We start from the raw sequence: 18,606 nt of genomic DNA on the forward strand, positions 1-18,606 counted from the left end.
GCCCTCATGCAATATTCTCTGCGATCCTCGCGGATCACCTCACCAGATGCGCACCCGGTCCGCCGGTGCGACATATTGCTTCTGGTCCGGCCCGATCTTCCACGCCGCATACCAGGCATCGACGTTGCGCAACGGATTCACCGCGCGGATCTGGCCCGGGGAGTGCGGATCGCTGACCAGCTGCTGACGCAACGCCTCGGTGCGGAACAGCGTGCGCCAGACCTGGCCCCAGCCAAGGAAGAAGCGCTGGTCGCCGGTATAGCCGTCGATCAGCTTCGCCTTCTTCCCGCCCAGCGACTGGTGATAGGCATCGAGCGCGATCAGCACGCCGCCCAGATCGCCGATATTCTCGCCCATCGAGGCGCGGCCGTTGATATGGACGCCGGGGAGCCCGTCGAAGCTGTACGCTTCATATTGCGCGCCGAGCCGCGAGGCCTGCGCCTCGAACTTGGCGGCATCCTCCGCCGTCCACCAGTCGCGCAGCACGCCGTTGCCGTCGGACTTGCGGCCCTGATCGTCGAAACCGTGGCTGATCTCGTGGCCGATCACGCCGCCGATGCCGCCATAGTTCACCGCATCGTCGGCCTGGGGATCGAAGAAGGGCGCCTGCAGGATCGCGGCCGGGAAGACGATCTCGTTCTTCACCGAGTTGTAATAGGCATTCACCGTCTGCGGGGTCATGCCCCATTCGGCCTTGTCGACCGGTCCGCCCAGGCGGTTGCGGCGATAGTCCCATTCGAAGCGGCCGGAACGCTCGGCATTGCCCACCAGATCGCCCGGCTTCACTTCCAGCGCGGAATAATCGCGCCATTTGTCCGGATAGCCGATCTTGACGGTGAAGCCCTTGAGCTTGGCCTGGGCCTGGGCCTTGGTGGCGGGGCTCATCCAGGCGAGCTTGTCGATCCGCCCGGCGAGCGCGACGCGCAGGTTCGCCACCAGCGTATCCATCTTCGCCTTGGAAGCCGGCGGGAAATAGAGCGCGACATAGTCGCGGCCCACGCCCTCGCCCACGCCGCGCTCGACGAACGCCACGCCGCGCTTCCAGCGCTCGCGCTGTTGGGGCTGGCCGTTGAGGAACTTCGCGCGGAACTCGAACTGCGCATCGACGAAGCGCTTCGAGAGCAGCGGCGCGATATCGTCGGTGGTGCGGAAGGCCTGCCAGGCCTTGAGCGTATCGAGATCGGTGTCGGCGAAGATCTTGGCGATCACCGGGATCGCGGTGTTCTGCGCGACGATCACCCGATCGGCCTTGCCGAGGCCCGCGGCCGCCCAGAACGCGTCCCAGCCGAAGCCCGGCGCCTGTGCCTTGAGCTCGGCGATGCCGGTGGGGTTATAGGTCTTGTCGCGGTCGCGGCTCTGCGCGCGCGTCCAGTGCGCCTTGGCGATCTGGGTCTCCATCGCGACCACCCTGGCCGCCGCCGCATCGGCATCCGTCCAGCCGGCCATGCCGAGCAGCTGCGCGACATATTGCTGATAGCGCGCCACCTGCGGCGCGAACTTGGCGTCGAGATACAGGTCGCGATCGCCCAGGCCCAGGCCCGACTGGCGCAGATAAAGCGCATAGACGTCCGGGTTCTTGGCGTCATCGTTCACGCCCACACCGAAGAAACTGCTGCCGAAGCCGCCGACCGAGGCGCCCATCAGCCTGGCCAGGTCGTCCTTGCTCGCCGCCGCCTTCACCGGCGCCAGGCGCTCGACCAGCGGCTGGGCATCGAGCTTCTCGGCCAGCGCCTCGTCCATGAAACCGGAATAGAGGATCGCCGCCTTCATCCGGTCCGGGTGCGCGGCATCGGCGGCGCTATAGCCCGAGATCAGGCTGCGCATCCGCACTTCGGAAAGATCGCGCAATACGGCAAAGGCGCCATAGGAGGAGCGGTCGGCGGGGATCGCCGTGCGATCCGTCCAGGCGCCGTTGACGAAGCGATACCAGTCGTCGCCCGGCTTCACGCTCTTGTCCATGCCGGTGAGGTCGAAGCCCCAGGCGCCGTAGCGGGTCGCGCCTGCGTCGGCGGTGGCGCCGGCAGCGACGGGTGCCGCGGATTGCTGGCTGAAACCGATCGCAGGTACGGCGAGCACGGCCACGGCCGATGCGAGCAGCAGATATTTCTTCAATGGAGGTCCCCCGATATCGAGACGTTAGGCGCGTCGGGGGATGGTGTGTCACGACACCGGCAGCCGCGCAACATCCTTGCGCGAGCGCATATCATTCGTTCGCCGGCCGATAGCTGACCCGCACGCCGGACACCGTTTCGCGCTTCAGGAAGATGCGCGATCCGGGTGCGTATCGGACCTCGAGATGATCCGCGCGCAGCCATCGGATCTCGGCCCATGGGCCGCCCCAGGCACCCCGCCTCGCTGCGCCGTGATCGGCATCCGCGATGAAGGCATTGCCCCTTCCCGCCGGCGCCTGGCCCCCGGACAGGATCGAGACCTGGGTGGAGAAGCCGGTGGTCGCGCCGCAGTCGCGCTGGAACAGCACCGCGCTCCGGGCGCCGCCGGGCGCATCGATCCTGGAGACGATCCGGTTCCCGCAGTCATCGGAGCAGGCCATCAGCGGCACGAGCGGCACAGCCATCATGACGAAACGGTGAAACACGGACATCCCCCTCCCCGGCCGGAAAGGAAATGGCACGCGCAAATTCAGCCATGATGCAGGCTTCGCCCCCGTTCGGCCGAAGCGAACCAAAAGGCCCGCCGGTCACCGGGACCGACGGGCCTTTGCAATGGTGGGCGCGGTAGGGATTGAACCTACGACCCCACCCGTGTGAAGGGTGTGCTCTACCACTGAGCTACGCGCCCATTGGCCGTTCGGCCAAAATGGGAAGCGGGCCTTTAGGCGGCGCAGCCCCTGCTGTCCAGCCCCAAAGACCCATTAGATACGGCTTAGTTCACCGCATCCTTCAGGCCTTTGCCTGCCTTGAACTTCGGCTGGTTCGACGCCTTGATGGTCATCGGTTCGCGGGTGCGCGGGTTGCGGCCCGTCGACGCCTTGCGCTTGCTGACCGAGAAGGTGCCGAAGCCGACCAGGCGAACTTCGTCGCCCTTCTTGAGCGCGGCCTGGATGGCATCGAACACGGCCTCCACGGCCTTGCTCGCATCGCCCTTGCCCAGCCCGGAGGTGTCGGCGACCTGACCGATCAGCTCTTGCTTGTTCATTTCGTGATTTTCCCCCTCATGAATACGCAGAAATGCGCGAGTCGCGGCGGCGGGCCGAGCGATCACGTCAGCACGCCCCCGCCCGCGCTGTCAAAACGATTCAGCCCGCTTTTCCCTCGAAATGACGAAAAGGTTACGATGACTGGCGCGTTAAGGATGGTGCCGCCCATCAATGATGGACGGCATCTCCCCTGCCCGTGCTGCCGGCGGGAGGCTGGGTTGCCAGCTCGTCGGCCTCGCTCCAGTCGATCGGCGTAAGCGCCTCGGTCAGCGCCAGGCGCAGCACTTCGTCGACATGCTTGACCGGCACGATCTCGAGCCCGTCGCGAATGTTCTGGGGAATCTCGGCGAGGTCCTTCTGGTTCTCTTCCGGGATCAGCACCGTCTTGATGCCGCCGCGCAGCGCCGCGAGCAGCTTCTCCTTGAGCCCGCCGATCGGCAGCACGCGTCCGCGAAGGGTCACTTCGCCGGTCATCGCGATGTCGCGCCGCACCGGCACGCCGGTCATCGTCGAGACGATCGCCGTCACCAGGCCGATGCCCGCCGACGGGCCGTCCTTGGGCACCGCGCCCTCGGGCAAGTGGACATGGATGTCCTTGCGCCCGAACAGGCTGGGCTTGATCCCATAGGCGGGGCTGCGCGCCCTGACGAAGCTGAACGCGGCCTCGACCGATTCCTTCATCACGTCGCCCAGCTTGCCGGTCGTCTTGATCATGCCCTTGCCGGGCACGGTGACGCTCTCGATGGTCAGCAGCTCGCCGCCCACCTCGGTCCAGGCCAGGCCGGTGACCGCACCGATCTGGTTCTCCTCCTCGCCAAGCTCGTGACGATATTTGGGCACGCCGGCGAACTCGGAGAGATTGTCCGGCGTGATCGTCACGCTCTCGGCCTTGCCCTCCAGGATCTTGCGCAGCGCCTTGCGGGCAAGCTTGGCGATCTCGCGCTCGAGCGTGCGCACGCCCGCCTCGCGCGTGTATTTCTGGATCAGCGCGCGCAGGCCCTCGGGCGCGAGGGTGAATTCGCCTTCCTTCAGGCCATGCGCCTCGATCTGCTTCTCGATCAGGTGGCGCTCGGCGATCTCGACCTTCTCGTCCTCGGTATAGCCTTCGAGCCGGATGATCTCCATGCGGTCGAGCAGCGGCTGCGGCAGGTTCAGCGAGTTCGCGGTGCACACGAACATCACGTCCGAAAGATCGATGTCGATCTCCAGATAATGGTCGTTGAACTTGTTGTTCTGCTCCGGATCCAGCACCTCGAGCAGCGCCGAGGCGGGGTCGCCGCGGAAATCCTGGCCGAGCTTGTCGATCTCGTCGAGCAGGAACAGCGGGTTCGAGGTGCCGGCCTTTTTCAGGTTCGACACGATCTTGCCCGGCAGCGAGCCGATATAGGTGCGGCGATGGCCGCGGATCTCGGCCTCGTCGCGCACGCCGCCCAGCGACTGGCGGATGAACTCGCGCCCCGTCGCCTTGGCGATGCTCTTGCCCAGCGAGGTCTTGCCCACGCCCGGCGGGCCGACCAGGCACAGGATCGGCCCCTTCAGCTTGTTGGTGCGCGCCTGGACCGCAAGATATTCGACGATCCGGTCCTTGACCTTCTCGAGCGCGTAATGGTCCTCGTCGAGCACGTTCTGCGCCTCGGCGATGTCCTTCTTCAGCTTCGACTTCTTGCCCCAGGGCAGACCCAGCAGCACGTCGAGATAGTTGCGCACCACTGTCGCCTCGGCGCTCATCGGCGCCATGGTCTTGAGCTTCTTGAGCTCGCCCTGGGCCTTGGCGCGCGCTTCCTTGCTGAGCTTCAGCGTGGCGATCTTCTGGGTCAGCTCGGCGACTTCGTCGCCATCGCCTTCCTCGCCCTCATTGCCCAGCTCGCGCTGGATCGCCTTGAGCTGCTCGTTCAGATAATATTCGCGCTGCGTCTTCTCCATCTGGCGCTTCACGCGGCTGCGGATCTTCTTCTCGACCTGCAGCACGCCCAGTTCGCCCTCCATGAAGGCGAACACCATCTCGAGGCGCTTCATCGGATTGGTCTCGACGAGCAGCGACTGCTTCTCGGCGACCTTGACCGCAATGTTGGCGGCAACCGCGTCGGCAAGGCGCGAGGCGTCCTCCAGCTCGGCGAGCTGCACCGCGGTCTCCGCCGGCAGCTTGCGGTTGAGCTTGGCGTAATTCTCGAACTGGTCGACCACCGAGCGCATCAGCGCCTGGATCTCGGCGCCTTCGGCGGCATCGTCCTCGACCGGCGCGACGTTCGCCGTCAGATAGGCGCCGCCCTCCTCCATCGAGACGAGCACGCCCCGCTCCTTGCCGGCGACGAGCACGCGCACGGTGCCGTCGGGCAGCTTGAGCAGCTGGAGGACCTCGGCGGAGACGCCGGTATCGTACAGATCCTCGCGGCCCGGATCGTCCTCGGCCGGATCGAGCTGGGCGACGAGGAAGATCTCCTTGTCGTCGGCCATTGCAGCCTCGAGCGCAGCGACCGACTTGTCGCGGCCCACGAACAGCGGCACGATCATGTGCGGGAAGACGACGATGTCCCGGAGGGGAAGAACGGGGTAGGAATGCTTCATGGATACTCCTGAGCCCGCACAGGGCTCCTCAGCACCATTATATGGGGACCGGGCTGCCTGCATCAATCGCCGAACGCGGTTAGGTTGTGGAGTGTTGCTTCCCAATGCGGCACGGACAAGGGTCTTTGCGACCGCATCGGTCCGCCGCGCCACGGATTTCCCTTGCCGCCGCGCTCCAGGGCCAGTTCAATTCCGCATCGCGCCCGGCGCGCTCACCGCATGAAGGAGGCCCGCATCCGCACGTCCCCGTTCCTCGCCGCTTCGGCCCTGGCCCTCGCCACGGCTCCCGCCGCCGCGCAGACGATCAAGCCGGGCGAACCGCCGCTGACCGCGCAGACGAGCAGCTCGGGCGGCCCGCTCGATCCGGTGCAGAAGCTGGTGCGCTTCCAGAGCGCCGACCTCAGGATCGAAGTGCTGCCCGACAGCCAGTCGATCAAGGGCGTGGGCACGCTGCGCTTCGCGGCCACCGCGCCGATCCGGACGCTGGTGATCGACCTCGATCGCAATCTGCCGGTCAGCGCGATCGCGATCGACGGCAGGCCGCTGAAGCCGGGAGCGTGGAGCAATCCCGAGGGCCGGATGACCATCCAGCTCGGCAAGACGGTGCGCGCCGGCGGCACGGTGACCGCGGCGATCACCTATGGCGGCACGCCGCACGTCGCGGTGCGGGCGCCCTGGGACGGCGGATTCGTCTGGGCGAAGACGCCGCAGGGCCAGCCCTGGGTGGCAACCGCGGTGCAGATGGAAGGCTGCGACCTGTTCTGGCCGTGCATCGACTATCCCACCTACGAACCCGATTTCATCGACCTGCACATCACCGTGCCCAAGGGGTTGAAGGCGATCTCCAACGGCGTGCTCAAGGGCACCGACACGCTCGCCGACGGCCGCTCGACCTGGAACTGGCACGTCACCAACCCGACGCTCTACGGCATCGCGCTCAATGTCGGACCCTATGAGGTGATCTCGGGCGACTATAAGAGCCGCTTCGGCAACACGATCCCGATGTTCTATTGGTACCTGCCCGGCGAGGAACGGCAGGCGAAGGGCCTGTTCGCGGAATTCGCCCCGACGCTCGACTTCTTCGAGACCATGATCGGCCCCTATCCCTTTGGCGACCAGAAGCTCGGCGTGGTCGAGACGCCGCACAAGGGCATGGAGCACATGACGGTCAACGCCTATGGCAACAAATACGCCAAGACCCCCTGGGGCTATGACGACCTGTTCCAGCACGAATTCGCCCATGAATGGTTCGCCAACCAGCTGACCGCGGGCAACTGGGACGATTTCTGGCTGCACGAGGGCACCGGCACCTATATGCAGCCGCTCTATGCCGAATGGCGAGGCGGCAAGGGCGATTATACCGCGATGCTGCTCCAGGAGCGCATCGGCATCCGCGCCAGGTCGGCCATCGTCACCGGCAAGCCGCAATCGGCCGAGGACGTCTATGAGGACAGGAACGGGCGCGGCGGCGACATCTACACCAAGGGCAGCTGGACGCTGCACACGCTGCGCAACCTGATCGGCGACAAGGCCTTTTTCGACGGGCTGCGCCTGGCGATATATGGCCGCACCGATCCCAGGCCCGGCAATTTCAAACCGCTCTACCGGAGCACGCCCGAGTTCATCGCCTTCATGGAGCAGACTTCGGGCCGCAAGCTGCAATGGTTCTTCGATGTCTATCTGTACGAGGCGGCGCTGCCCGAACTGCTGACCGAGCAGACGGGCGATCGGCTGACGCTCAGGTGGAAGGCGCCCGGAGACAGGCCCTTTCCGATGCCGGTGGAAGTGCAGCTGGGCGACAGGCTGATCACGCTGGCGATGCGCGACGGCAGCGACACGATCGACCTGCCGGCGGGTGCGCATTACGTCGTCGATCCCTGGTCGAAGATCCTGAAGCGCTCCGCCGATATCGACGCGTTCCAGGCGTGGCGCGCGGCCCAGACATCGCGCTAGGGAGGTTCCGATGCACCAATATCTCCTCGCAGCCTCCGCCCTCGCTCTTTCGGCCACCACCGCCCAGGCCCAGGTCAAGCCCGGCGAGCCGCCGCTCACGCCCACGACGCAGGAATCGGGCGGTCCGATCAGCCCCGAGCGCGCCGCGCTGCACCTCGACCATGCCGACCTCGCCATCGAAGTGTTCCCGGCGACGCAGCGCATCGCCGGCATCGCGACGCTGACCATCACCAGCGCTATCGCGCAGAAGGCGCTCCAGATCGATCTCGACCGCAACCTGCCGGTCACTGCGATCAGCGTCGACGGCAAGGCGCTGGCACCGGCCGACTGGTCGAACCCCGAGGGCCGGCTGACGGTCGCCCTGCCCCGCCCGCTCGCGGCCGGCGGCAAGGCGGTGGTGAAGATCAGCTATGGCGGCACGCCGCACGTCGCGGTCCGCCCGCCCTGGGACGACGGCATGGTCTGGGCCAGGACGCCGGGGCCCGATCGCCAGCCCTGGATCGCCAGCACTGCCGAAGGCTATGGCTGCGACCTGTTCTGGCCCTGTCTCGACTTCCCCAGGGGCGAGCCCGACATGGTCGACCTGCACGTCACGGTGCCCAAGGACCTGAAGGTCGCGGGCAACGGCAAGCTGGTCGGCACCGACACGCTGCCCGACGGCCGCTCGACCTGGCATTGGCGTGCACGCAGCCCCAATCCCTATTCGGTGACGCTGCAGATCGCCCCCTACAAGCTGATCCAGGCCGACTATAGAAGCCGCTTCGGCAACGTGATCCCGATGGAATATTGGTACATTCCGGGCCGCGACGAGAAGGCGCGGACGCTGTTCGCCGAATTCGCCCCCGCGCTCGATTTCTACGAGCGGGTGATCGGACCCTATCCCTGGGGCGACGAGAAGATGGGCGTGGCCGAGACCCCGCATCTCGGCATGGAGCACCAGACGATCAACGCCTATGGCAACAACTACAAGCAATATCCCTCGGGCTTCGACGAGATCTTCCAGCATGAGCTGGGCCATGAATGGTTCGGCAACCAGATGTCCGCCAGCAATTGGGACGATTACTGGCTGCACGAGGGCTTCGCGCAGTACATGCAGCCGCTCTACGGCCGCTGGCGCGAGGGCGACGCGCGCTATGCGGTGATGATGGACGAGTTCCGCCTCCAGATCACCAACCATGCGCCGATCGTCTCCGGCAAGATCCGCACCGAGGAGCAGGTGTATGAGGAGGAGAAGGGCGGCCCGGGCCAGGACATCTACGTCAAGGGCGCCTGGATCCTCCATACGCTGCGCAACCTGATCGGCGACGACAGGTTCTTCGATGCGACGCGCCGGCTGGTCTATGGTCGCCCCGATCCCAGGCCGGGCAATTTCACCCCGCGCTTCGCCACCACGCCGGATTTCATCAAGATCGTGAACGACGTAACCGGCCGCGACATGCAATGGTTCTTCGACGTCTATCTCTACCAGGCACCGCTGCCGGAACTGGTCGAGGCGCGCCAGGGCGACACGCTGACGCTGCGCTGGAAGGTGGCGAACGACAAGCCGTTCCCGCTGCCGGTGGAAGTCTCGGTCGACGGCAAGGTGCGCTTGGTCGAGATGCCGGGCGGCACCGCAACGCTGAACGTGCCGGCCGACGCGCATGTCGTCGTCGATCCGAACGCGCGGGTCCTCAAATATTCGGCTGCCGTCGAGGCCTATCAGGCCAATGCCTATCGGAGGTGATCATGATCGCACTCGTCCATCCCGAACCTACCAGCGTCTATGCGGTCGCCGCGCTTTGCGGCAGCATGATCGTCTGGGTCGCGGTGCTGCTCGCCGCCAAGGCCAGGCGCGGCACGGCAGGCACCGAAGTGACCAGCAAGCGCGATTCGGGCTCGATGATCGGCGTCGCCGTGCAGGCGCTCGGGTTCCTTGCGGTGGGATTCGGCCCACTCGAGATGGTCGTGGGAGCACCGGACCCAGCCGCGATCGGCCAGTTTGCCGCCGTCCTGGTGCTGATGGCCGGGGTGATCGGGCTGTTCGTCGCCTCTTCGCGCGCCATGGGGCGAAACTGGGCGATCGTCGCGCGCACGCGCGAAGACCATCAGCTCGTCACCTGGGGCCCCTTCGCGGTGGTCCGCAATCCCATCTATGTCGCGCTGTTCGTCTGGATACTCGTGATGGCGCTGGCGCTCGGCCATTGGCGCGGACTGATCCTGGGGGTGCCGCTCTACTGGGTCGGCACCTGGATGCGCGTGCGCCGTGAAGAGAGGCTCCTCCGCGCACAGTTCGGCACCGCCTATGACGCCTATGCCGCGCGCGTGAAGCGCTTCGTGCCGGGGCTGATCTAGGGTCGAGCCGCAATCGGCAAGCCCCATCCTCCCCACGCAGGCAGGGAAGACGAACGCCCCTGGAGCAGGTGCCGGGGGACTGCCCCCGGCACGCAGCCCTATTCCTCCTCGATCACCGCGCCGTCCGGCCGCAGCACCTTGGCGAGCACGAAGGCGAAACCGATCTGCCAGGGCGTGTAGATCTTGAGCAGCTGGACCCAGTTGCCCGGGAAGGTCTCGCTGGTCGAACCGGTCGTCATGTAGAGATAGACGACCAGCGCGCCGAGGCCCGCCAGCATCGCCGTGCCGAACACGGCGAAGATCACCGGCGCGATCCCGCGACGGCCAAGCCCACTGCCCAGAACGAACAGCAGGGCGAGGCCCGCTCCCACGCCGCCGCCGATCAGGCCGAACCGCATCGGATCCGTGGAGGCATTGACCTGGTTCGCCAGCTGGGCGCCCGCCCAGTGCGCAAAGGTGAGGCCGACGATCAGCACGGCGACCTTCATCGCCAGCTTGTGGCCCCGCCCGGCCCAGACCAGAGGCAAGGTAAGCAGAGGCGTAAGCCACACGGCCGCGTTGGCGACATTCGCCAGGGTCAGCACGCACAACCCGGCGATGAAGAACAGGTGGCCGAGGATAAGCCACTTGAATGCCGTGCCCGCGGCGGAATCGAGGGCAAGATTGAACGACGAATGATACTCGCGGGGATCTTCATCCGCGAGGATAGCAGCATCAGACATAGGAACACTCCTCTATCCGGCCAATACACCTAGGGTGCGCCTCATCTTGAGTCGCGTCAACACAAAGTCGGCCTTGCGGCGCCGCCGGCTTCGCGCGACATTCCAATCCGTTGGGCCGGCATCTTGGGGGGAAGCATGGCGGACGAAGCGCTCTGGAACACCGACCTCGCGCCGACCGGGCCCGGGCAGCGCAGCTGGGCATGGTATCATTATACCGCGCTGTGGATCGGCATGATCGTCGCGGTGCCGGCCTGGATGCTCGCCGCGGGGCTGGTCGAACAGGGCATGTCCGCCGGCCAGGCGGCGTTCACCGTGCTGCTGGGCAATGGCATCGTCCTCGTGCCGATGCTGCTGATCGGCCATGCCGGCGCCCGGCACGGCATTCCCTATGCGGTGCTGGTGCGCGCTTCGTTCGGCACCGCGGGCGCGCGGCTGCCCGCCCTGGCCCGGGCGCTGGTGGCCTGCGGCTGGTACGGCATCCAGACCTGGATCGGCGGCGAGGCGCTGCTCACCCTGTTCGGCGTGCTGGTCCGCGCCGACCTGCGCGGCGCCCCGCTCCCGATGCTCGGCATCGGGAGCGGGCAGCTGGTCGCCTTCCTCCTCTTCTGGTCGCTCCAGCTCTTCTTCGTGCGCAAGGGGCTGCTTACCATTCGCCGGCTGGAGACCTGGACCGCGCCGGCGAAGATCCTGGTCTGCATCGCGCTGGTCTGGTGGGCGGTGGAGGCGGCGGGCGGGCTCGGCCCCATCTTCCACGCGCCCTCCGCCTTCGTGCCGGGCGGCCCGAAGGCCGGGCAGTTCTGGGCCGTGTTCTGGCCCGCGCTCACCGCGATGATCGGCTATTGGGCGACGCTCGCGCTCAACATTCCCGACTTCACGCGCTTCGCCCGTTCGCAGCGCGACCAGCTGATCGGCCAGTCCCTCGGCCTGCCGCCGATGATGGGGCTGATCGCGCTCGCCAGCGTGATCACCACCAGCGCCACGGTCGTGATCTATGGCGAGGCGATCTGGGACCCGGTCGCGCTTTCCGGCCGGTTCGAGGGGCCGCTGGTGCTGCTCGGGCTGATCGTGATCAGCGTCGACACCATCTCGTGCAACATCGCCGCGAACCTCGTTTCCGCTTCCTATGACTTCTCCTCGCTCTGGCCGGCGCGGATCAGCTACCGGACCGGCGGCATAATCACCGCGGCGATCGCGATCCTGATGATGCCGTGGAAGCTGCTCGCCTCCACCGGCGGCTATATCTTCGTCTGGCTTGCCGGCTATTCGGCGCTGCTCGGGCCGATCGCCGGCATCCTGATCGCCGATTACTGGCTGATCCGCCGCACGCGGCTGCAGGTCGACGACCTCTATCGCGCGGACGGCGCCTATGCCTATCGCCGCGGCTGGAACCCGGCGGCGCTGATCGCCTTCGCGGCCGGCGTGCTGCCCAACCTGCCCGGCTTCCTCGCCACCGCCGCGCCCGGTGCCTTCGCCGCCGGGCCGGCATGGATGGCGATCTATACCTGGGCCTGGTTCGTCGGCCTGGCCGTTGCGCTGCTGGTCTATCTCGCGCTGATGCGGCTCAGCCCGCGGGTCGCCGCCCGAGCCGCATGAGCCAGGCCAGGAAGAACGCCAGGCACGCCTGCCAGGGCAAGTGCACGCACTCCAGCCAGAAGACGAAGCCCGCCGATTTCAACTGGTAGCCATGGGCGCCGGTGAGCAGCAGCCCCTGCGCCATGCCGAGCGCGCCGAGCAGGGTGAGCGCGGCGATGCCGAGCAGGATGATCGCGCGACTGCCCGCGTGGAAAGGCGCCAGGCGCAGCGGCACCAGCAGCATCAGCGCCAGCGCCCCGCCCGCGAAACCGCCCACCGCGCCGGTGCCCAGATCCTGGACATAGGCCTGGGGATCGGGCTCGAGCGCGAAGCTGATCGAGGCGTGCCGCCAGGCGAGATAATTGGCCGCGACATGGACGAAGGTGAGCACCGCGGTGAAATAGAATAGCCGGCGCGCCCATCCGCGCTGCCGCGCGCTGGCGAAGAGATAGGGCATGCCGAACAGCGGCGTGAGGTACAGGCTGGGGCCGATCACCGGCGCCAGCACGACCTTCGGATCGGGATGAAGCAGGATCGCAAGCGCCAGCGCCACCGCATAGACGACCGCGCCGACCAGCAGCCAGATAAGGGCGTGCCGGAAACGGACATGCCGGCGGCGCGCCTGCGCGGCGGCGAGTCTGTCCGTTCTGCTCCTTGCCCCCCGCATCGGGGAATGATGGCAGAGCATCCCTTGCGCGTCATCCCCGCCAAGGCGGGGTCCGAAGCGGCAGGGGGTTCGCCTTCATGCCGCTGGATCCCCGGCTTCGCGGGGATGACGATTGCTGGCTCGAGGGTGCCGAAAAGCAGAAGGCCCTCCCCGCGCTCGCGGAAAGGGCCTCCTGAAATCCAGCCAGAGCCGGCGCGCTGCGCTCAGCCCGCCTTTTCCTTCTTGGCATAGACGCGCACCGGCTCCTTGGTGCCGCCGACCACGTCCTTGTCGACCACGACTTCGTCCACCCCGTCCATCGAAGGCAGGTCGAACATCGTGTCGAGCAGGATGCCCTCCAGGATCGAGCGGAGGCCGCGCGCGCCGGTCTTGCGCTCGATGGCCTTCTTCGAGACGGCAGTGAGCGCGTCGTCGTTGAAGCCCAGCTTCACGCCCTCCATGTCGAACAGCTTCTGATACTGCTTGACCAGCGCGTTCTTCGGCTCGGTGAGGATCTTGATCAGCGCCTCGACGTCGAGATCCTCGAGCGTCGCGATCACCGGCAGGCGGCCGACGAACTCGGGGATCAGGCCGAACTTGAGGAGATCCTCCGGCTCGACCTGCTTGAGCATCTCGCCGGTGCGGCGCTCGTCCGGTGCGGCGACATGCGCGCCGAAGCCGATCGACTTGCCCTGCAGGCGATCGCCGATGATCTTCTCCAGCCCCGAAAAGGCGCCGCCGCAGATGAACAGGATGTTGGTCGTGTCCACCTGCAGGAATTCCTGCTGCGGATGCTTGCGCCCGCCCTGCGGCGGAACGCTCGCCGTGGTGCCTTCCATCAGCTTGAGCAGCGCCTGCTGCACGCCCTCGCCCGACACGTCGCGCGTGATCGACGGGTTCTCGGCCTTGCGGCTGATCTTGTCGATCTCGTCGATATAGACGATGCCGCGCTGCGCCCGCTCGACATTATAGTCGGAGGCCTGGAGCAGCTTGAGGATGATGTTCTCCACGTCCTCGCCGACATAGCCGGCTTCGGTGAGGGTGGTGGCGTCCGCCATGGTGAACGGCACGTCGAGGATGCGCGCCAGCGTCTGCGCCAGCAGCGTCTTGCCGCAGCCGGTGGGGCCGACGAGCAGGATGTTCGACTTCGAAAGCTCGACGTCCGCGCCCTTGGCGCCGTGGTTCAGCCGCTTGTAGTGGTTGTGCACCGCCACCGAGAGCACGCGCTTGGCGCGCTTCTGGCCGATCACATAATCGTCGAGGACGTCGCAGATCTCCTGCGGCGTCGGGACCCCGCCGTCCTTCTTGCTGACGAGCGCGGACTTGGTCTCTTCGCGAATGATGTCGTTGCAGAGCTCCACGCACTCGTCGCAGATGAACACGGTCGGGCCCGCGATGAGCTTGCGCACTTCGTGCTGCGACTTGCCGCAGAACGAACAATAGAGCGTGCTCTTCGAGTCACCGCCGCTGAGCTTGGTCATTCAATCCATCCTTGGTGCGCCGCGCGCACGTTACGCCACCCGCCATCCTACACGCGGGAGATTATCCGGCAAACCCGGAATCTGGCTATTACGCCAGACTCCTTAAACAGCTCCTGACGATCAGGCGGCCGCAGCCTCGCCGTCGGTCGGCATCGGCCGCTTCTCGTACACTTCGTCGACCAGGCCGAATTCCTTGGCCTCGTTCGCCTCCAGGAAGGTGTCGCGGTCCATCGCGCGCTCGATCTTGTCGAGCGGCTGGCCGGTGTACTTCACGTAGAGATCGTTCATCCGCGCACGAATCCGCAGGATCTCCTTGGCCTGGATCTCGATGTCCGAGGCCATGCCCTGGGCGCCGCCCGAAGGCTGGTGGATCATGATCCGGGCATTGGTGAGCGCCACGCGCAGGCCCGGCTCGCCCGAAGCGAGCAGGAAGCTGCCCATCGACGCCGCCTGGCCGATGCAGACCGTGCCGACGCGCGGGCGGATATACTGCATGGTATCGTGGATCGCCATGCCGGCGGTCACCACGCCACCCGGCGAGTTGATGTACATCCAGATGTCCTTCTTCGGGTTCTCGGACTCGAGGAAGAGCAGCTGGGCGGTGATCAGCGAGGCCATATGGTCCTCGACAGGGCCGGTCACGAAAACGATGCGCTCGCGCAGCAGGCGCGAATAGATGTCGAAGCTGCGCTCGCCGCGGCTCGACTGCTCGATGACGATGGGGACGAGGCCGCCGGTGACGGGGTCAATGGTCATCTGACCGGAAAGCGGATGCATGGGTGAAAATCTCGTTATGTCTGTTTGCCCGACCCAACATCGGCGCTTGGCGAGCGGAGTTCAAGCCTTGGTTATGGTTAGTCGCGACAAGGGCTTTCACGGAGGGCCGCCGCCCGGGAACGCGCGGATGGCCGGCCAGGGCTGCACGCCCTCCACGCCCGCGCTGCCTTGAAGGCGCAACGGTGCTGCCCCATGATGGCATCATGACGACGCACAAGGTCCTGGTCACCGGCGGCTCCGGCTTCGTGGGCAGCCATGTCATCCTCCAGTTGCTGGCGGCGGGGCATGATGTCCGCACCACGGTCCGCAGCCTCGCGCGCGAGCCACAGGTCCGCGCGACGCTCGAGCGGGCCGGCGCCGATACGCGCCGCCTGAGCTTCGTCGCCGCGGATCTGGAAAGGGACGAAGGCTGGGCCGAGGCCGTGGCCGGCTGCGACTATGTCCAGCACGTCGCCTCCCCCTTCCCGCAGAGCCAGCCCGCCGACGAACAGGAACTGATCCGCCCGGCCGTGGACGGCACGCTCCGGGTGCTGCGAGCGGCGCGCGACGCGGGCGTGAAGCGCGTGGTGCTCACTTCCAGCTTCGCCGCGATCGGCTATGGCCATGGCCATAGCCATAGCGACTATACCGAGGCCGACTGGACCGATGTGAACGGCCCCGCCGTCCAGCCCTATATGAAGTCCAAGACCCTCGCCGAGCGCGCGGCATGGGACTTCATCGCAGCCGAGGGCAACGGCCTCGAGCTGGCGGTGGTCAATCCCGTCGGCATCTTCGGCCCGGCGCTCAACGACGATCTTTCCACTTCGATCTGGCTGGTGAAGTCGATGATCGAGGGCAGGATGCCCGGCCTGCCCGACCTGTGGTTCGGCGTGGTCGACGTGCGCGACGTGGCCAGCCTGCAGATCGAGACGATGACGCATGCCGGCGCGGCGGGCGAGCGATTCCTCGCCGTGGCGGGCAAGGCAGTCTCGATTCCCGAAATGGCCGATATCCTGCGCGCCGACCTGGGCGACGCGGCCGGCAACATCACGCGCCGCCGCATCCCGAGCTGGCTGGTGCGGATCCTCGCCCTCTTCAATCCGATGGCGCGCGAGGCGGCGCCGCGGCTCGGCATCCGGGCCAATGCCAGCAACGTCAAGGCACGCAAGCTGCTCGACTGGCAGCCCCGCGGCAATGCGGAGGCGATCCTCGCCACTGCGCACAGCCTGATCGCGCTGGGATTGGTGGAGACCCGGGCCTGAGCGCTCCGGGCCCGAACGCTCGCGGCCCCATTGTTTCGGATCGACCTTTGCCTGCCTTCCCCTTACAGGGGCACGAACCTTGCCTGGATGCGAACCTTGGCCAGCCAATCGATGTCCGACGACCCCGTGCGCCTCCTCCTCGTCGAGGATGACGAACCGCTGCGCCGCCTGCTGGGCGACCAGCTGAGCGAACGGGGCTATGCCGTCCAGGCGGTTGCCGATGGGCGCGCGGCGATCGCGGCGATCGGCGACGATCCGTTCGACATCGTGATCCTCGATCGGATGCTTCCCTTCGTCGACGGAGTCGACGTGCTGCGCTGGCTGCGCGAGCAGGAAGTGCTGACGCCGGTGATCCTGCTGACCGCGCTGGGCCGCCTCCCCGAGCGGGTGGAAGGGCTGGAGGCCGGCGCCGACGACTATGTCGTCAAGCCGTTCGAGACCGACGAGCTCCACGCCCGCATCCGCGCCCTGCTCCGCCGCCGCCAGGCCAATGGCGCCGACAGCGCGACGGTGACGGCAGGTGACGTCACGGTGAGCGTCGCGCGGCACCGGGTCACGCGTGCGGGCCAGCCGATCGAGCTGCACAAGACAGAGATCAAGCTGCTCGCCGAGCTCGTCCGCGAGGCGGGCACGGTGCTCACCCGGCCGCTGCTGCTCGAGCGCGTCTGGGGCTATGATTTCGTTCCCACCACCAACATCGTCGACGCCTATATCCGGCGCCTGCGCCAGCGGCTCGAGCTGCCCGGCCTCCCCGATCCGATCGTGACCGTGCGCGGAGTCGGCTACATGTTCCGCGCCTGAGCCATGACGCCGCCTCGCTCGCTACGGGCGATCGCGCTCGCCTTCCTCACCGCCATAGCGCTTGCCACGGTGCTGACTTGCGCCGGAGTCTATCTGGCGCTCGTCGGCGCGATCGACCGGCAAGTGGACAAGCGGCTGCAGGGACAAGCCGCCGAACTGCTCGCCGACAATCCGGACCAGCCGCTGCTGATGCACCGGATCGCGCAGGAAACGCGGCGACGCGACAGCGGCGACATCGGCTTCCTGCTGATCGATGCACGAGGCCGGCACCTGGCCGGCAACATCGCGCCCGCGCACGGCTTTCCCCAGGGCCTCTCGACGATCGATCGGAGTGCCGGCATCCACGGCCTCACGCGCGGGCGGGCGCTGGTGCACGCGTTGCCGAACGGCCTGACGCTGGCATTGGCGGCAGAGAGCGAGCCGATCGATCATCACGATTCGCATCGCTTGCTGATCCTCGCATCGGGCTTCGGCACGATCCTGCTGCTCGTGGCGCTGGGCACGCTGGCCCTCGGCCTTGCCATCCGGCGCAACATCGGCGCGGTACGCCATGCGGCGGAGGCGATCGTCGACGGCGACCTGCGCGCGCGCGTGCCGGTCGAGCGGGCGGGCTCCGCCTTTGGCCGGCAGGCGGAGGCCTTCAATCACATGCTCGACCGGATCGAGGCGCTGATGACCAGCCTCTCCCAGATATCCAACGACATCGCGCATGACCTGCGCACGCCGCTGGCCCGGCTCCACGGCCAGCTGGCTCGGCTCGCTGCCGAGCCCGGCGCCGATGCGCTCCGCCCCCAGGTCGAGGAAGCGATGGCGCAGAGCGAGGAGATATTGGCGATGTTCGCCGCGATCCTGCGCATCACCGAAGTGGAGGGTGGCGATCGCCGGGCGATGTTCCGCCGGCTGGACCTGGCCGAGATCGCCGCCGGCGCTGCCGAGGCGATCGAGGCCCTGGCGGACGAGAAGGGACAGAAGCTGCGCCTCGGCCCCTGGGACTCCGCACCGATCGAGGGGGACGCGCGGCTGCTCACCCAACTCGTCGTCAACCTGATCGAGAATGCGGTCAACCACACTCCGCCGGGCTCGACCCTCGCTGTGTCGGTGACGCGAGAGAGCGACGGTGCCGTCCTCACCGTCGCCGATGACGGCCCCGGCATCGCCCCGGCCGAGCATGCGCTCGCGCTCCGCCGCTTCGGCCGGCTCGAACATAGCCGGAACCGCCCGGGGCACGGCCTCGGCCTGCCCCTGGTCCAGGCGATCGCCGCGCTCCATCGCGGCGCGCTCGAGCTGGTGGACAACCGGCCGGGCCTGCGCGTCCGCGTCCGCCTGCCGCTCGCCCCATGAGAAACGGCCCGGACGGATG

General features: G+C 67.1%; 15 protein-coding genes and 1 tRNA gene. 7 read left to right on the forward strand and 9 right to left on the reverse strand.

The window, feature by feature from the left end; translation table 11 throughout:
• Positions 1-39: 39 nt before the first annotated feature.
• The 5 genes from BGP17_RS17855 to lon form a co-directional block, all read right to left on the reverse strand.
• Positions 40-2,112, reverse strand: a complete 2,073-nt coding sequence (locus tag BGP17_RS17855) for a M13 family metallopeptidase (protein WP_286712958.1) — start codon at positions 2,110-2,112, stop codon at positions 40-42.
• A 91-nt stretch (positions 2,113-2,203) separates the two neighbouring features.
• Positions 2,204-2,602: a hypothetical protein gene (locus tag BGP17_RS17860; protein WP_167298293.1), complete on the reverse strand. Its 399-nt coding sequence runs from the start codon at positions 2,600-2,602 to the stop codon at positions 2,204-2,206.
• Positions 2,603-2,724: 122 nt separating this feature from the next.
• A tRNA-Val gene (locus BGP17_RS17865) sits at positions 2,725-2,799 on the reverse strand.
• Between the two features lie 84 nt (positions 2,800-2,883).
• Positions 2,884-3,156 carry an HU family DNA-binding protein gene (locus tag BGP17_RS17870; RefSeq protein WP_086129015.1) on the reverse strand — a complete coding sequence of 91 codons (273 nt, stop codon included), beginning with the start codon at positions 3,154-3,156 and terminating at the stop codon, positions 2,884-2,886.
• Positions 3,157-3,325: 169 nt separating this feature from the next.
• Entirely contained in the window at positions 3,326-5,722 is a 2,397-nt protein-coding gene (gene lon / locus BGP17_RS17875; protein ID WP_167298292.1) for an endopeptidase La, read from the reverse strand.
• A 219-nt stretch (positions 5,723-5,941) separates the two neighbouring features.
• On the opposite strand from lon, the gene BGP17_RS17880 reads away from it, so the two are divergent.
• Genes BGP17_RS17880 through BGP17_RS17890 form a run of 3 tightly spaced genes read left to right on the forward strand, consistent with a single transcriptional unit; the run spans position 5,942 to position 10,006 of the window.
• Positions 5,942-7,675, forward strand: a complete 1,734-nt coding sequence (locus BGP17_RS17880; RefSeq protein WP_286712959.1) for a M1 family metallopeptidase — start codon at positions 5,942-5,944, stop codon at positions 7,673-7,675.
• Positions 7,676-7,685: 10 nt separating this feature from the next.
• A complete protein-coding gene (locus BGP17_RS17885; RefSeq protein WP_286712960.1) occupies positions 7,686-9,398 on the forward strand; it encodes a M1 family metallopeptidase in 1,713 nt (570 codons plus the stop codon).
• Positions 9,399-9,400: 2 nt separating this feature from the next.
• Positions 9,401-10,006, forward strand: a complete 606-nt coding sequence (locus BGP17_RS17890) for a methyltransferase family protein (protein WP_286712961.1) — start codon at positions 9,401-9,403, stop codon at positions 10,004-10,006.
• Positions 10,007-10,104: 98 nt separating this feature from the next.
• On the opposite strand, the gene BGP17_RS17895 is transcribed toward BGP17_RS17890, so the two are convergent.
• A complete protein-coding gene (locus BGP17_RS17895) occupies positions 10,105-10,728 on the reverse strand; it encodes a hypothetical protein (protein ID WP_286712962.1) in 624 nt (207 codons plus the stop codon).
• Between the two features lie 135 nt (positions 10,729-10,863).
• On the opposite strand from BGP17_RS17895, the gene BGP17_RS17900 reads away from it, so the two are divergent.
• Positions 10,864-12,321 carry an NCS1 family nucleobase:cation symporter-1 gene (locus BGP17_RS17900; RefSeq protein ID WP_286712963.1) on the forward strand — a complete coding sequence of 486 codons (1,458 nt, stop codon included), beginning with the start codon at positions 10,864-10,866 and terminating at the stop codon, positions 12,319-12,321.
• Here the strand turns inward: BGP17_RS17900 and BGP17_RS17905 are convergent.
• The 3 genes from BGP17_RS17905 to BGP17_RS17915 form a co-directional block, all read right to left on the reverse strand.
• Complete coding sequence (locus tag BGP17_RS17905) at positions 12,290-12,967, reverse strand: hypothetical protein (protein ID WP_167298287.1); 678 nt, start codon at positions 12,965-12,967, stop codon at positions 12,290-12,292. The two genes, BGP17_RS17900 and BGP17_RS17905, sit on opposite strands and share 32 nt — an antisense overlap.
• A gap of 203 nt (positions 12,968-13,170) precedes the next feature.
• Positions 13,171-14,427 (reverse strand): ATP-dependent Clp protease ATP-binding subunit ClpX, encoded by a 1,257-nt coding sequence (gene clpX / locus BGP17_RS17910; protein ID WP_137864312.1) that lies wholly within the window; start codon positions 14,425-14,427, stop codon positions 13,171-13,173.
• Between the two features lie 120 nt (positions 14,428-14,547).
• A complete protein-coding gene (locus tag BGP17_RS17915) occupies positions 14,548-15,183 on the reverse strand; it encodes an ATP-dependent Clp protease proteolytic subunit (RefSeq protein ID WP_218822123.1) in 636 nt (211 codons plus the stop codon).
• A 203-nt stretch (positions 15,184-15,386) separates the two neighbouring features.
• On the opposite strand from BGP17_RS17915, the gene BGP17_RS17920 reads away from it, so the two are divergent.
• The 3 genes from BGP17_RS17920 (at position 15,387) to BGP17_RS17930 (ending at position 18,587) form a co-directional block, all read left to right on the forward strand.
• The gene (locus tag BGP17_RS17920) at positions 15,387-16,445 is read left to right on the forward strand and encodes an SDR family oxidoreductase (protein WP_286712964.1); all 1,059 of its coding nucleotides are present in this window, start codon (positions 15,387-15,389) and stop codon (positions 16,443-16,445) included.
• 111 nt (positions 16,446-16,556) lie between these two features.
• Positions 16,557-17,246, forward strand: a complete 690-nt coding sequence (locus BGP17_RS17925; protein WP_286712965.1) for a response regulator transcription factor — start codon at positions 16,557-16,559, stop codon at positions 17,244-17,246.
• Positions 17,247-17,249: 3 nt separating this feature from the next.
• A complete protein-coding gene (locus BGP17_RS17930) occupies positions 17,250-18,587 on the forward strand; it encodes a sensor histidine kinase (protein ID WP_286712966.1) in 1,338 nt (445 codons plus the stop codon).
• The last annotated feature ends 19 nt before the right edge of the window (positions 18,588-18,606 follow it).

The organism is Sphingomonas sp. 67-41 (assembly GCF_001899725.1).
GTDB classification, from domain to species: domain Bacteria; phylum Pseudomonadota; class Alphaproteobacteria; order Sphingomonadales; family Sphingomonadaceae; genus Sphingomonas; species Sphingomonas leidyi.